The sequence below is a fragment of the Kitasatospora sp. NPDC093558 genome (assembly GCF_040683475.1).
GTDB lineage: Bacteria > Actinomycetota > Actinomycetes > Streptomycetales > Streptomycetaceae > Kitasatospora.
The window spans coordinates 1-12741 of sequence record NZ_JBFBDY010000169.1 but is presented as its reverse complement, the minus strand read 5'-3'; the positions used below and the strand labels follow the sequence as shown (position 1 = coordinate 12741).

At 72.2% G+C, this 12741-nt stretch carries 12 protein-coding genes and 1 tRNA gene; 3 read left to right on the top strand and 10 right to left on the bottom strand.

The genetic code is table 11. The features are described 5' to 3' along the window. The 9 genes from AB0O00_RS18035 to AB0O00_RS17995 form a co-directional block, all read right to left on the bottom strand. Window positions 1–684 (bottom strand): FAD-dependent oxidoreductase (locus tag AB0O00_RS18035; RefSeq protein ID WP_363652847.1); only part of this gene is annotated, 684 nt, incomplete at its 3' end. 127 nt (window positions 685–811) lie between these two features. Continuing rightward, on the bottom strand, window positions 812–1669 hold the full coding sequence (gene hpnD / locus AB0O00_RS18030) for a presqualene diphosphate synthase HpnD (protein WP_363652853.1): 858 nt from the start codon (window positions 1667–1669) through the stop codon (window positions 812–814). A gap of 41 nt (window positions 1670–1710) precedes the next feature. Beyond that, window positions 1711–2682, bottom strand: a complete 972-nt coding sequence (gene hpnC, locus AB0O00_RS18025; protein WP_363652845.1) for a squalene synthase HpnC — start codon at window positions 2680–2682, stop codon at window positions 1711–1713. A 330-nt stretch (window positions 2683–3012) separates the two neighbouring features. Next, complete coding sequence (locus tag AB0O00_RS18020; protein ID WP_363652843.1) at window positions 3013–3822, bottom strand: ABC transporter ATP-binding protein; 810 nt, start codon at window positions 3820–3822, stop codon at window positions 3013–3015. Continuing rightward, complete coding sequence (locus AB0O00_RS18015) at window positions 3815–4756, bottom strand: ABC transporter permease (protein ID WP_363652841.1); 942 nt, start codon at window positions 4754–4756, stop codon at window positions 3815–3817. Before AB0O00_RS18015 ends, AB0O00_RS18020 begins: the two co-directional genes overlap by 8 nt. A 146-nt stretch (window positions 4757–4902) precedes the next feature. Next, window positions 4903–5814, bottom strand: coding sequence for a glycosyltransferase (locus AB0O00_RS18010; protein WP_363652839.1), 912 nt, complete (start codon window positions 5812–5814; stop codon window positions 4903–4905). Beyond that, window positions 5811–6548 (bottom strand): CDP-alcohol phosphatidyltransferase family protein, encoded by a 738-nt coding sequence (locus AB0O00_RS18005; RefSeq protein WP_363652851.1) that lies wholly within the window; start codon window positions 6546–6548, stop codon window positions 5811–5813. The genes AB0O00_RS18010 and AB0O00_RS18005 overlap by 4 nt, the downstream gene beginning before the upstream one ends. Before the next feature lie 91 nt (window positions 6549–6639). Continuing rightward, window positions 6640–7701 carry an iron-containing alcohol dehydrogenase family protein gene (locus tag AB0O00_RS18000; RefSeq protein ID WP_329930498.1) on the bottom strand — a complete coding sequence of 354 codons (1062 nt, stop codon included), beginning with the start codon at window positions 7699–7701 and terminating at the stop codon, window positions 6640–6642. Next, window positions 7689–8444, bottom strand: a complete 756-nt coding sequence (locus AB0O00_RS17995) for a phosphocholine cytidylyltransferase family protein (RefSeq protein WP_363652837.1) — start codon at window positions 8442–8444, stop codon at window positions 7689–7691. The genes AB0O00_RS18000 and AB0O00_RS17995 overlap by 13 nt, the downstream gene beginning before the upstream one ends. 594 nt (window positions 8445–9038) lie before the next feature. Between AB0O00_RS17995 and idi the strand changes: the two genes are divergently transcribed. Next, window positions 9039–9689: an isopentenyl-diphosphate Delta-isomerase gene (gene idi, locus AB0O00_RS17990; RefSeq protein WP_363652835.1), complete on the top strand. Its 651-nt coding sequence runs from the start codon at window positions 9039–9041 to the stop codon at window positions 9687–9689. A gap of 53 nt (window positions 9690–9742) precedes the next feature. Here the strand turns inward: idi and AB0O00_RS17985 are convergent, their stop codons facing one another. After that, window positions 9743–10210 (bottom strand): ATP-binding protein, encoded by a 468-nt coding sequence (locus AB0O00_RS17985; protein ID WP_363652849.1) that lies wholly within the window; start codon window positions 10208–10210, stop codon window positions 9743–9745. 480 nt (window positions 10211–10690) lie between these two features. On the opposite strand from AB0O00_RS17985, the gene AB0O00_RS17980 reads away from it, so the two are divergent. Together AB0O00_RS17980 and AB0O00_RS17975 are read left to right on the top strand one after the other, a co-directional pair. Further along, window positions 10691–10778 (top strand) — tRNA-Leu (locus AB0O00_RS17980). A gap of 281 nt (window positions 10779–11059) precedes the next feature. Continuing rightward, a complete protein-coding gene (locus AB0O00_RS17975; protein ID WP_363652834.1) occupies window positions 11060–12736 on the top strand; it encodes an APC family permease in 1677 nt (558 codons plus the stop codon). The last annotated feature ends 5 nt before the right edge of the window (window positions 12737–12741 follow it).

Here is a 12741-nt window from a genome sequence, read left to right as displayed (position 1 = left end):
GATGGTGCCGAGCGGGACGGCGGCGATGCCGATGTCGGAGGCGCCCGGGTCGGAGAGCAGGCCGGTCTTGAACACCATGGCCGCGAGCGCCAGCGACATGTCGTCGGCGTAGGCGTTCACGGTGGCGACGCCGACCAGGTCCCACACGGCGGCGAGGGTCCGGTCGTTCTGCCCCTGGCGGCGCAGCCACGCGCCGAAGGACGTGCCGTCCAGCGCTGGGTCCTGCAGGTCGAGGCGCTGGAGGGCGAGCGCGCCGCGCACGACCCTGGCCCGGTCGGCCGGGCCGAGGTGCGGGTAGCGGGCGAGGCTGCCGGCCAGGTGCAGCGGGACGGGCAGGCCGGCCCGGCGCAGCCGGCCGAGGGTGCGCACGGGCGCGTCGGCGGGCCCGGTGACGGAGAGCACCGGGACGTCGAGCCGCTCCTGCAGGTGGGTGAGCCTGGCGGCGCCGAGCCGGTCGAGCAGGCCGCGGTAGGCGGTGCAGCAGCGCAGGTAGACGTGCTGGCCGTTGTCGACGGTCAGCTCGCCGCGCCGGAAGGAGAAGGCGAGGCCGCCGAGCCGGGGCCGCCCCTCCACCAGCGTGACCTTCTGCCCGGCCTCGGCCAGGCGCAGCGCGGCGGTGATCCCGGCCAGGCCGCCGCCGACCACGACGGCGGCCGGGCGCGCGGCATCGGCTCGCCCGGTCATCGGCCCTCCCCCTCGCGATCGCTGGACCGCCCGGTGGCGGCTGCCGTGGTCGGCACGGTCGTGGACAACACGGCTCTACCCATGCGTGATTCCCCGCTGACACAGCGTGACAGAACTGCGGCGAGAATCAAGAACGCCCCCCGGCGAGCCCGGAAAGCGCCACGTACGCCTTCTCCCAGCCCGGCAGCGAGACCCGGCCGCGCAGCACCGACTCGGGGTCGGCGGCGATCCGGCCGAGCAGCCGGTGGTAGATGCCGGCCATCGCGGCCGTGCAGGCGCGGCTGCGGCGGTCGAGCATCGGCAGCAGCCGCAGGCCCTCCTCGAACGCGGCCTGGGCCCGGGCGGCCTCGAAGGCGACCAGGCCGGTGAAGTCCGCGCCGGCCGGCGGCCTCGGCTGGGCGAAGCCCTGCTGGCAGCCGAACCTGACCAGGTCCTCGGTGGGCAGGTAGGTGCGGCCGTTGAGGGCGTCCTCGCGCAGGTCGCGCAGGATGTTGGTGAGCTGGAGCGCGAGGCCGAGGGTGTCGGCGTAGTGCGCCCCGCGCTCGGGGTCGTCGCAGCCGTACACGCCGAGCGACAGCCGGCCGATCGCGCCGGCCACGCAGCGGCAGTAGACCTTGAGCTCCTCGTACGTCTGGTACTCGGCGCCCTTGAGGTCCATCTCGACGCCGTCGATCAGCTCGTCGAAGCCGCCGAGCGGGATCGGGAAGCGCCGGGCCGCGTCCGCGAGGGCGACCTTGATCGGGTCGGTGTCGTCCTCGGCGACCTTGCCGCCGCGGACGTCGTCCAGCAGTTCGCGGGTGCGCAGCAGCGCCTCGGCCTTGCGGTCGGCGGGCAGGTCGCCGTCGCCGATGTCGTCCACCCGGCGGGCCAGGGCGTACAGGGCCGACATCGCCAGCCGTTTGGGCTCGGGCAGCAGCCGGATGCCGTAGCTGAAGTTGCGCGCCTGCAGCCCGGTGACTGCCTCGCAGTACCGGTACGCCGCCATGACCTGGGCCGACGCCAGTGGTGATGCCGCCACTCGGGCGTTCACCTTCCCTTCGCGAAGATGGCCGCCGCCCTCGCTGCGAGGCGGCGCTTGTCCGGCTTCGCCTGCTGGGCGAGCACGTCGTACCCGGCGTCCTCGACGGCCGCCAGGGCCGCGTAGCCACCTGCGGTGAATCCCGCCAGGAGCAGTCGAAGCCTCCCCCGAACCGTACCTACCAATGGCGCGCCGCGGTCGAGCAGGGTGCGGGCCCGCTCGGCCTCGAAGGCGATCAGTTCGCGGACCGCGCCGTCGGCGGAGGGGGCGGCGAGGTCGGCCTCGGTGACGCCGAAGCGCGCGAGGTCCTCGGCCGGCAGGTAGATCCGGCCGCGGGCGAGGTCCTCGGCGACGTCCTGGAGGTGTTCGACCACCTGGAGGGCGGTGCAGATCGCGTCGGACAGCTCGATCCGCTCGGGCGTGGAGACGCCGGCGATGGCGAGGACCAGCCGGCCGACCGGGTCGGCGGACAGGGTGCAGTAGCCGACGAGGTCGTCCCAGGTGGCGTAGCGGGCGATGGTCTGGTCCACCCGGTTGGCCTCGATCAGGCGGCGGAAGGGCTCGGGGGTCAGTCCGTGCTTGTTCACGAGCGGAACGAGGGCGCGCATCAGCGGGTGCCGGGGCCGGTCGGCGCCGGGCACATGGCAGGGGGCCGGGTGGAGCGCCGCCTCGAACGCCCGGTCGAGGTCGCGCTCCAGTCCGTCGAGCAGGGCGAGCCGGAAGGCGACCTCGCCGGGAGCGGGCGGGCCGCACTGGGCCGAAGGGGTGGCGGCGGGCTCCGGGAGGGGGGTTTCGACGCCGAGGAGGCGGGCCGCGCCGGCCGGGTCGGCGAGGTCGCCGTCGCCCGCGTCGTCGACCAGCCGGGCGAAGCCGTAGACCGCCATCAGGTCGCCGCGCCAGGCGGCGGGCAGGAAGAAGGGGGCGACCGGGAAGTTCTCCGCGCTCGCCTTCTCCAGGGTCACCCCCGCGGTCTGGTCCACGGGCTCGTTGCTGGGCTGGGCCGAAGCCGACACTGCTGTCACTCCCCCGTTCTACACCGATGGGCATCACCGGCCCGACTCGGACACGCGTCCGAGCACGGGCGTCACGTCCGGCACACGGCCCCCGCGCCTACAGCCTGACACCACGGGCCGCGCCGCAGAAGAGCGCCCCGCCCGGCGCACGGGGCGCTCACCCCGCCGGGGGCGGGCCACCCGGACTACCGGCGCGAACGCCCGGCCGGGGCCGGGCACACGGCAGGACACAGCCGGACACACGGCAGGGGCCGGCCCCGGGAAGTCCCGGAACCGGCCCCCTGCGCGGTTTGGGTGCTACGGGCGCTCGCCGCGCTCGTACCGACCGACGACCTCTTCGGTCGGACCGTCCATGACCAGCTCGCCGTGCTCGATCCAGATGGTCCGCTCGCAGACCTCGCGGATCGAGCTGTTGTCGTGGCTGACCAGGAAGACCGTACCGGCCGACTGGCGCAGCTCCTCGATCCGCTTCTTGCTGCGCTGCTGGAACGCCTGGTCGCCGGTGGCCAGCGCCTCGTCGATCAGCAGCACGTCGTGGGTCTTCGCGGCGGCGATGGAGAACCGCAGGCGGGCGCCCATGCCGGAGGAGTACGTGCGCATCGGAAGGGAGATGAAGTCGCCCTTCTCGTTGATGCCGGAGAACTCGACGATGTCCTGGTAGCGGCGGCGCACCTCGGCGGGCGGCATGCCCATCGCGAGGCAGCCGAGGACGACGTTGCGCTCACCGGTGAGCTCGTTCATCAGGGCCGCGTTCACGCCCAGCAGCGAGGGCTGGCCGTTGGTGTAGATGCCGCCCTTCTCGGTCGGCAGCAGGCCCGCGATGGCGGCCAGCATGGTCGACTTGCCGGAGCCGTTCGAGCCGATCAGGCCGACCGCCTCGCCCTTGTAGGCGGTGAAGCTGATGCCGCGCACGGCGTGCACCTCGCGCACGCCGGCCGAGCGCTTGCGGCTGACGATGCGGCTGAGCGCCGAGGTGGCACTGCCCTTGCCGGAGCCGGCGCCGTGCACCCGGTAGACGATGTGCACGTCGTCGACGACGACGGTGGGCTCGCGGGCGACGTCGGTGTCCCGGACGGTGTCGCGCTGGTTCAGATCGGCATCAGCCACGGCCGTACTCCTCCTCGGCCTTCCAGAAGAAGACGTATCCGACGATGAACATCCCCACGCCCCAGGCGATGCCGTACGTCCACTGGTGCGGCGGGATCGTCTGGTGCGCGGGCTGGTGGTGGTTGTAGATGATCGGCGCGAAGGCGTGCCGCAGCAGGTCCATGTAGACCGAGGCCGGGTTGAGGGCCATGATCGTCTGGATGTACTTCGGCCACTCCTGGATCTTGTCCTGGATGCTGAACATCACGCCGGACAGGAACATCCAGGCCCGCATCACGAACGGGATGAGCTGGGAGATGTCACTGGTCTTGGCGCCGATCCGGGCGAAGATCAGCGAGACGCCGGTGTTGAACATCGTCTGCAGGATCAGCGCCGGGATGATCAGCAGCCAGGTGCGGCCCGGGGTGATGCCGGCCGACAGCACGGTCACGACCAGCACCACCATCGAGATCAGCAGCTGCTGGAGCTGGATCACGGTGAAGGCGATCGGCAGGCAGGCGCGCGGGAAGTGCAGCGCGCGGATCAGCCCGAGGCTGTCGGAGATCGCCCGGGTGCCGGACTGCACCGCGTTCTGGGTGAACTGGAAGACGAAGACGCCGATGCACAGCCACGCGATGTAGGTGCCCTCGGGGAAGCCGTTCTTGTTCTGCAGGATGACGCCGAAGACAAGGTAGAACACCGCGCAGTTCAGCAGCGGCGTCACGACCTGCCACAGCTGGCCGAGCTTGGCATCGGTGTACTGCGCCACCAGGCGGGCGGTGGCGAAGGCCCAGATGAAGTGGCGCCGGGCCCAGAGCTGCTTGGTGTAGGCGAACAGGCCGGGCCGCCGGCCGCTCACGGACAGGCCGTACTTGTCCGCAAGCTGCTTGGGGGTCAGGCCCGCGTCCGCCCCCCTGGGGGCTGAGAGGCTGACGGGTTCACTCACTGTCGACACATTCGTCCTTCACGCGGGATCGGTCGGGGCGGCCGGTCGGCGGGGGTCCGCCGGCCTTGCGCCGATGGGGATCCACTGGGATCACGGGGGAGTCCGGCCGGTGTGTGGTCACCGGCCGCAGCGATCGATCACTCGATCAAATGAGATCAGATGACCGGTGGACGGCCCAGCCTGGTCAGTCGCCAAACGGTACGCCATCGCATCGGGCGGCGCGGACCGCAAGGTTCGCGCCAGCCCGCCCGGAACCCGCCCCACCAGGCCTTCAGCGCCTCCGGGGAGGGGCGGCGGGCCAGGGTCAGCAGGAACCAGGTTCCCAGATAGAGAGGCACGAACAGGGCCGGAAGGTTCCGCCTCGCGAGCCAAACCCTGTTCCGCGCCACGTTGTGGAAGTACGTGGCGTGCCGGGCCGGCGAGGTCGTCGGGTGGTGCAGGACCACGTCCGCCCGGTAGTCGATGGCCCAGCCGGCGTCCAGCGCGCGCCACGCGAGGTCGGTCTCCTCGTGCGCGTAGAAGAACTCGGCGGGCAGCTGCCCCGCCTGCTCGAACACCGTGCAGCGCACGGCGCTCGCGCCGCCCAGGAAGGTCGTCACCCGGGACGAGCGCAGCGGGTCGCTGGCGCGCAGCCGGGGCACGTGCCGGCGCGCGGTGACGCCGGTGTCGGGGTCGGCGATCCGGAACGAGACGATGCCCAGCCCCGGATCGGCGGTGAAGGCCTCGCGCAGGAGGCGGGCGGAGTCGGTACGCGGCAGGTGGCCGTCGTCGTCCAGGAACAGGACGGCGTCGACGTCCCGCCCGTCGCGGCCGAACAGCTCGATGCCGACGTTGCGCCCGCCCGGGATGCCGAGGTTCTCCGGCAGCTCGACGCTGCGCACGCCCTCGGGCAGCGGCGGCAGCGGCGCGCCGTTGGCGACCACGGCCAGCTCGACCGCCGGGCCCTCCTGGGCGCGGACCGACTCGATCAGGGCGTTCAGCTCGGCCGGGCGGTTGCCCATCGTGATGATCACCGCGCCGAGGCGGAAGTCCTCGGCGTCGGGGCGCGTGCTCGTGGAAGTGTTCATCGGAGCCTGCTCGAAAGGACGATGCTCAGCAGGTGCAGGACGGTCTGCAGCATGGCGATCGCGGCCAGCACGACCACGGCGAGCCGGGTGAAGAACAGACCGCCGTGGACGGCGTCGGCGATGCCGGCGGCGAGGATGAACAGCGAGGCCTCGACCGCGCCCACCAGGCGGTGGAACTTCAGCAGCGAGGCCGCCCGGCGGGCCTTGGCCACCGCGGCGGAGCGCGGCACCGAGGCGCTGTCCTCGACGGCCGTCAGACCGCTGCGGGCCCGGGCCACGTCCACCAGGTCCGTCTCGGACTTGATCAGGATCGCGCCGAGCGCGGCCAGCGTGCCGAGGAAGGCCCACTCCCAGTGCGCCGCCGCGCCCTGCCGGTGGAAGAGGTCGCAGCCGCGCAGGCCGAGACCGGTCAGCAGCGCCGCCTCGGACATGTAGTGGCCGACCCGGTCCAGGTACACGCCGGTGAGCGAGGTCTGCCGGCGCCAGCGCGCCACCTCGCCGTCCACGCAGTCCAGCAGCAGGTACAGCTGGATCAGCAGGGCGCCGAGGACGGCGCCGGTCAGGCCCGGCACCACGAGCGCGGCGCCGGCCAGGACGCCGGTGACCATCATCAGGTAGGTGAGGCCGTTGGGCGTGATCGCCGTGACGGTGGAGAGCACCCGCGTGACCCGCAGCGAGATGCTCCGCATGTACAGGCGCCCGGCCCAGTGCTCGGCGCTGCGGCGCTGGAGCATGCCCTCCGGGTGGATCACCGCGCGCAGCTCCTCGATCGAGGGCCGGCGGGTCAGGTCCACCGGGGGCCGCTGGGCGCCCGCGGTGGAGGGGTCAGCTGTTGACGGCTTGGACATAGTCGGCGTACGCGTCCCTGATTGCTGAGGGGGAGAGGTCGAGGTGCTCGAGGATGGTGAAGCGGCCCGGCCGGGTGTTCGGAGCGTAGTGCACCGCCTCGGTGAACTCCGCCTCGGTGAAGCCGATCTGAGCGGCGGTCACCGGCAGTCCGTGGCGCGCCAGGCGCTCCACGATCAGACCGGTCAGCTCGCGCTCGCCCCGCAGGAAGCTGGCGAACGCCGCGCCGAGGCCGACCTGTTCGCCGTGCTGGGCGGACCGCTTGGGATACAGCACGTCCAGGGCATGCGAGATCTCGTGGCAGGCGCCCGACGAGGGCCGGGTGCTGCCCGCGATGTTCATCGCGATGCCGGACAGTACCAGGGCTTCCGCGAGCGCCGTCAGGAGGTCCTGGTCGGCCAGGTTCCCGGGGTGGCGCAGCAGGTTCTCGCCCGCCGAGCGGGCCATCGCCACGGCCAGCCCGTCCACCGGCTCGCCGGTGACCGCGTGCGACAGCTCCCAGTCCGCGCAGGCGGAGATGTTGGAGACGACGTCGCCGATGCCGGCCGCCACGAAGCGCGGCGGGGCCTGGCGGATCACGTCCAGGTCGACGACGATGCCGATCGGGCTGGGCACCCCGTAGGAGCCCCGGCCGGCGTCGTTGTCGAGCGTGGAGACCGGCGAGCAGATCCCGTCGTGGGCGAGGTTGGTGGCCACCGCGACCAGCGGCAGGCCGACCCGGGCCGCGGCGTACTTGGCGGCGTCGATGATCTTGCCGCCGCCGAGGCCCACGACCGCGTCGTAGTGGCCGCCGCGCATCTCCTCGGCGAAGCGCACCGCGCTGTCCAGGCTGCCGTCGTCCACGCTGAACCAGTCGGCGCCGGGCAGGGCCGGCTCCAGGCGCTCGCGCATGGCGGCGCCGGAGCCGTTGCTGATCGCCACCGCGATCCGGCCCGAGGCCGACAGCCGCTGGTCCGCGAGGATCCCGCCGAGCGCGTCCAGCGCGCCCGGGCGGACCTCGACGAACAGCGGCGAGGGGACCAGTCGGGTCAGTACCGGCACGCGATCTCCCGCGCCTTCGCCAGGTCGTCGTGGTTGTCGACCTCGACCCAGGAGACCTCGCCGATCGGCTGCACGTCGATCCGCAGGCCCCGGTCGACCATCTCCTGGTAGCCGTCCTCGTAGTACAGCTGCGGGTCGCGCTCGTAGGTGGCGCGCAGCGCGTCGGTGAGGTCGGCGGCGGCGGAGGGGTTGATCACGGTGACGCCGATGTACTCGCCGGTCGCCTCGGCCGGGTCCATCAGCTTGGTGATGCGGCGCATGCCGGCGGCGGGGTCGACGACGACCTTCATCTCCTCGTCGGCGAGCTTCTTCACCGTGTCGAGGGCGAGCAGGATGCCCGGGGCCTGGCCGGCCTCGGTCAGCCGCTGGTTGCCCTCCAGCATGGTGCGCTGGACGGAGGCCGGGTGGACGGTGTCGCCGTTGGCGAGCAGCAGGCCCTCGGCGAAGAGGTCGCGGGCGCACCACAGGGAGTAGGCGTTGTTCCACTCCTCGGCCTTGTCGTTCTCGACCAGGTGGAGCTTGACGCCGTACTTGCTCTCCAGGGCGTCCTTGCGGTCGTAGACCGCCTCCTTGCGGTAGCCGACGACGATCGCGGCCTCGCGCAGCCCGACCTCGGCGAAGTTGGCGAGGGTGAGGTCCAGGACGGTCCGCTCCCCGTCGACCGGCACCAGCGCCTTCGGCAGGGTGTCGGTGTATGGGCGCAACCGGCGGCCGGCGCCGGCTGCCAGAACGAGGCCGATCATGCGGGGGTCTCCTGATCCGTCGTGCTGAGCGCGGGTGCGCCGGGGCACCGGAACGAGTCGCCCGGGCCGCGCATCGGCGCGCCGGTGCCGGCGCAGATGCGGGCACCTTGTCCTTAGTGATGGTAGGCGACCCGGGCGACCAGCCCGAACGCGGCCGGGGAGCTGGGAGGTGACTGAACGGTGGCTGGGAACGGCGGGCGGAGCGGGGGTGGCGGGGAGGCGGCGCGGAGGCTGAGCGGAGGCGGCGGGGAGGCGGGAGCGGAGGCGGCGCGGCGGGCGCGCGGGGGCGGCGCGGCGGGCGCGAATGGGGGTGCCGCGCCTCTCGGGGCGCCCGAACGGGCCTCGAACGAATCCGAACTCTTTTGCTAGCTCCGTGACCCTTCCGGGGCCCTCCCGGTCCTTTCCGTGCCCGGAAAAGTCCCCCTGAGGGTCATGATCCGCCAGGTTGTGCGTGGGACCCGTGCCGACCGCCACCCATACGGCAGACTGGAGCCCGACGCCGGCGCCGGTGCCCCCGCTGCGTCCGATGCACCCCCTGCAACCGGACGCAACCCGATGCTTCCGTTGCTCCCGCTCCCCGAAAGAGGCCACCCCATGCCCCAGAGTCCGCCGACCAGCCCGACGCACTTCACCTCCGAGATCGACACCGGTCTCGACGTGGAGACCGACGTGACGGCCGACCCCGGGGCCGGCACCGGGAGCAGCGGCCCCGAGATCCTCCTGGAGCTCGTCGACGACGAGGGCGCCACCATCGGCACGGCCGAGAAGCTCTGGGCCCACCAGCAGCCGGGCCGGCTGCACCGGGCCTTCTCGGTGTTCCTCTTCGACCGCCAGGGGCGGCTGCTGCTCCAGCGCCGCGCGCTCGGCAAGTACCACTCCCCCGGCGTCTGGTCGAACACCTGCTGCGGGCACCCGTACCCGGACGAACCCCCGTTCGTCGCCGCCGCCCGCCGCACCGCGGAGGAGCTGGGCGTCGCGCCGGCGCTGCTGTGCGAGGCCGGGACGGTTCGCTACGACCTGCCGGACGAGTCCTCCGGGCTGATCGAGCGCGAGTGGAACCACCTGTTCGTGGGTCTCGTCACCGCACCGGTCGTCCCCGATCCGGAGGAGGTGGACGACTTCGCCTTCGTCACCGCACAGGAACTGCGCGAGCTGCGGGCCGAGCGGCCGTTCTCGGTGTGGTTCGAGACGGTCTTCGAGGCGGCGCTGCCGGGGATCCGGGAGATCGCCGGGCGGGACTGGTAGCGGGGGCTGCGGCTTCGGCTGCGACTGCGATTTTGCGGTGCGGCCCAGGGCGGTTACGGGCAGTCGTCGCGCTGCGGCGGGATGGGCAGCGAGGCCCAGATGACCTTGCCGCCCTCCCCCGTCCGCTCCACGTCGCAGACGCCGCCGGCCTGCAGGGTCACGCTCTTGACCAGCAGGAGGCCTCGACCGCCGGTGCGGCCGGTGTCGCTCTCCAGCGCCTTCGGGCGGTACGGGTCGCCGTCCTCGACCGAGACCCGCACCCAGCCGTCGCGCACCGCCAGCTCGGTGGTCACCTCGGGCGAGAGCTCGGCGGCGTGCGTCACGGCGTTGCTGACCAGCTCCGAGACGATCAGCAGCACGTCGTCCACCAGCTCCTGGTAGCGCACTCCGGTCATGCCCTGGGCGAGCAGGCGGTCGCGCACCGCGTGCCGGGTGCGCGGCACCGAGGCCTCCGAGGCGGGCACCGGGAAGCGCCAGACGCCCTCGGCCGGCTCCGGCGCCGGCCGGGCGGGCCCGCGCAGGACCCGGTCGCGTCTCGGCTCGGCCTTCGCCGCCCCGCTGATCTGCTCCACGTCCAGCCGCCCTTCGTCCGCGACCCGGGAATCAGGCGTTCCGCTGGCGCCCTCGGTCCACAGAGGCTAGGAGAGCCGTCCACCGGACCGCGGCACCGTCGAGAAGTTGCCCGTGTCGGATCGGTGTCGACCGGGAGTGATCGGCGGGGCGTCGGAATCGGACCGGTTCCTTCGCGCTCGTCACCGCTTCGCCCCCTGATCGTGCGCCCTTGCGAGGCGTCGCCACCGGGGGCGGATCTGCGGGCTGATCCCGGGGCCGGATCTTGGGGCGGATCCTGGGGCCGGATCTTGGGGCCGGGCGGCTCCGGGGAGGCCGTCGGGGTCGGCCGGGGCCCTCGCCGGGGAAACGCAGGTGAGAAGCACTCCAGAACCCTGGTAATGTTCTCTCTGTCGCCGAGGGGGCGAGAAAAACCCCGAAGCACACACCCCGTCCGGGTGGCGGAATGGCAGACGCGCTAGCTTGAGGTGCTAGTGCCCTTTATCGGGCGTGGGGGTTCAAGTCCCCCCTCGGACACCATCGAAATTCCCCGTGGATCCGCAAGGATTCCACGGGGAATTTTTTTGTTTTCCGTCTGGTCGGCCTCTGGGGCCGATAGGCCTGGCCGCAGCGGCGCTTCGAGGGCGATGGAACCCCGGAAACCGGACACGAGATGGCAACGATCGGACGGTTTGAGCTTCCCCTGAGGTAAACGCCCGATTTCGCCCCATAGGCTGCTGGGCGTTTGTGTCCGGAATACCGACTCATGACCGTAAAAACCACGACACCACCCGTCGACCCCGAGCGAGAGGACCGATACGTTGAGTGAGCCCGAGCCTTCGACGGCATCGCACCAGAACCACTACCGACGCTCGCTCGGCACCATCAGCCTCACCGCCGTCGGGCTGGGCTCGATCATCGGGTCCGGGTGGCTGTTCGGCGCCGAGCGGGCCGCCAAGCTCGCCGGTCCCGCCTCGATCCTCGCCTGGGTGATCGGTGCCGCGGTGGCCCTGACCATCGCCCTCACCTACAGCGAGCTCGGGTCGATGTTCCCCAAGGCCGGCGGCATGGTCCGCTACGGCCAGTACTCGCACGGCTCGCTGGCCGGCTACCTCGCCGCCTGGGCCAACTGGATCGCCATCGTCTCCGTCATCCCCGGCGAGGCCACCGCGTCCGTCCAGTACATGAGCTCCTGGCACTTCGGCTGGGCGAAGGGCCTGTACAACGGGCAGGAGCTGACGGTCAGCGGCGTCGCCCTCGCGAGCGTGCTGCTGCTCGTCTACTTCGCCCTCAACTGGTTCGCGATCACGCTGTTCGCCAAGACCAACACCGCGATCACCGTGTTCAAGGTCGTCGTCCCGACCCTGACCGCCGGCGCGCTGCTCCTCGCGCACTTCGACACCGCGCACTTCACCAACCCCGGCGGCTTCGCGCCGAACGGCTGGAGCGCGGTGTTCACCGCCGTCGCCGTCTCCGGCATCGTCTGGGCCTTCAACGGCTTCCAGTCGCCGCTCAACCTGGCCGGCGAGGCCCGCAACCCCGGCAAGTCGCTGCCCAAGGCCGTCATCGGCTCGATCCTGATCGCCCTGGTGATCTACGTCGCGCTGCAGATCGCCTTCCTCGGCGCCATCCCGGCCGCCGACCTGTCCAACGGCTGGGGCGGCCTCGGCTACACCTCGCCGCTCGCCGACCTCGCCATCGCCTGGGGCATCAACTGGCTCGCGATCCTGCTCTACGCGGACGCGTTCATCTCCCCCTCCGGCACCGGCATGATCTACGCCGCCACCACCTCGCGCATGATCCACGGCGTGCAGGAGAACGGCCACCTGCCGAAGCTCTTCGGCAAGGTCGACCCCAAGACCGGCATCCCGCGCCCCGCGCTGCTGCTCAACCTCGGCGTCGCATTCCTGTTCCTCGCCGTCTTCCGCGGCTGGGGCTCGCTGGCCGAGATCGTCTCGGTCGCGACGGTCATCTCGTACATCACCGGCCCGGTCGCCGTGATGGCGCTGCGCCGCCTCGCCCCGGACATGCCGCGCCCGGTGCGGCTGCGGGCGATGCCGGTCATCGCGCCGGTCGCGATGGTCTTCGGCTCCCTGGTCCTCTACTGGGCCCGCTGGCCGCTGACCGGCAAGGTGATCCTGCTGATGGCCGCCGGCCTGCCGATCTGGGCCTGGTACGAACTGCGCAAGCCGTGGGCCGTGCTGCGTCCGCACCTGATCGCGGGTGCCTGGATGGTCGCGTACCTGTTCGTGATGGCCGGCGTCTCGTGGGCGGGCAGCTCCGACTTCGGCGGGCACGGCTACCTGCCCGAGGGCTGGGACCTGCTGATCGTCGCCGCGATCGGGCTCGCGTTCTACTACTGGGGCGTCGCGAGCGCCTGGGCGAACCCGTCCCTGGCGGAGGTCCGCCGCGAGCTGGGCGGGGCGGAGGCGGAGGCCGCGTCGGGCCCGCAGGACGCCGCGTCGGGCTCGGCGTCGCCGGAGCCGTCGCGGGTGTGACGGCC

What these genes read in the sequence shown, in the direction of transcription:
- AB0O00_RS17995 (WP_363652837.1), bottom strand. Translation starts at nt 8,444, where the DNA reads ATGATCGGCCTCGTTCTGGCAGCCGGCGCCGGCCGCCGGTTGCGCCCA.
- AB0O00_RS18010 (WP_363652839.1), bottom strand. Translation starts at nt 5,814, where the DNA reads ATGAACACTTCCACGAGCACGCGCCCCGACGCCGAGGACTTCCGCCTC.
- hpnD (WP_363652853.1), bottom strand. Translation starts at nt 1,669, where the DNA reads ATGGCGGCGTACCGGTACTGCGAGGCAGTCACCGGGCTGCAGGCGCGC.
- idi (WP_363652835.1), top strand. Translation starts at nt 9,039, where the DNA reads ATGCCCCAGAGTCCGCCGACCAGCCCGACGCACTTCACCTCCGAGATC.
- AB0O00_RS18005 (WP_363652851.1), bottom strand. Translation starts at nt 6,548, where the DNA reads ATGCTCCAGCGCCGCAGCGCCGAGCACTGGGCCGGGCGCCTGTACATG.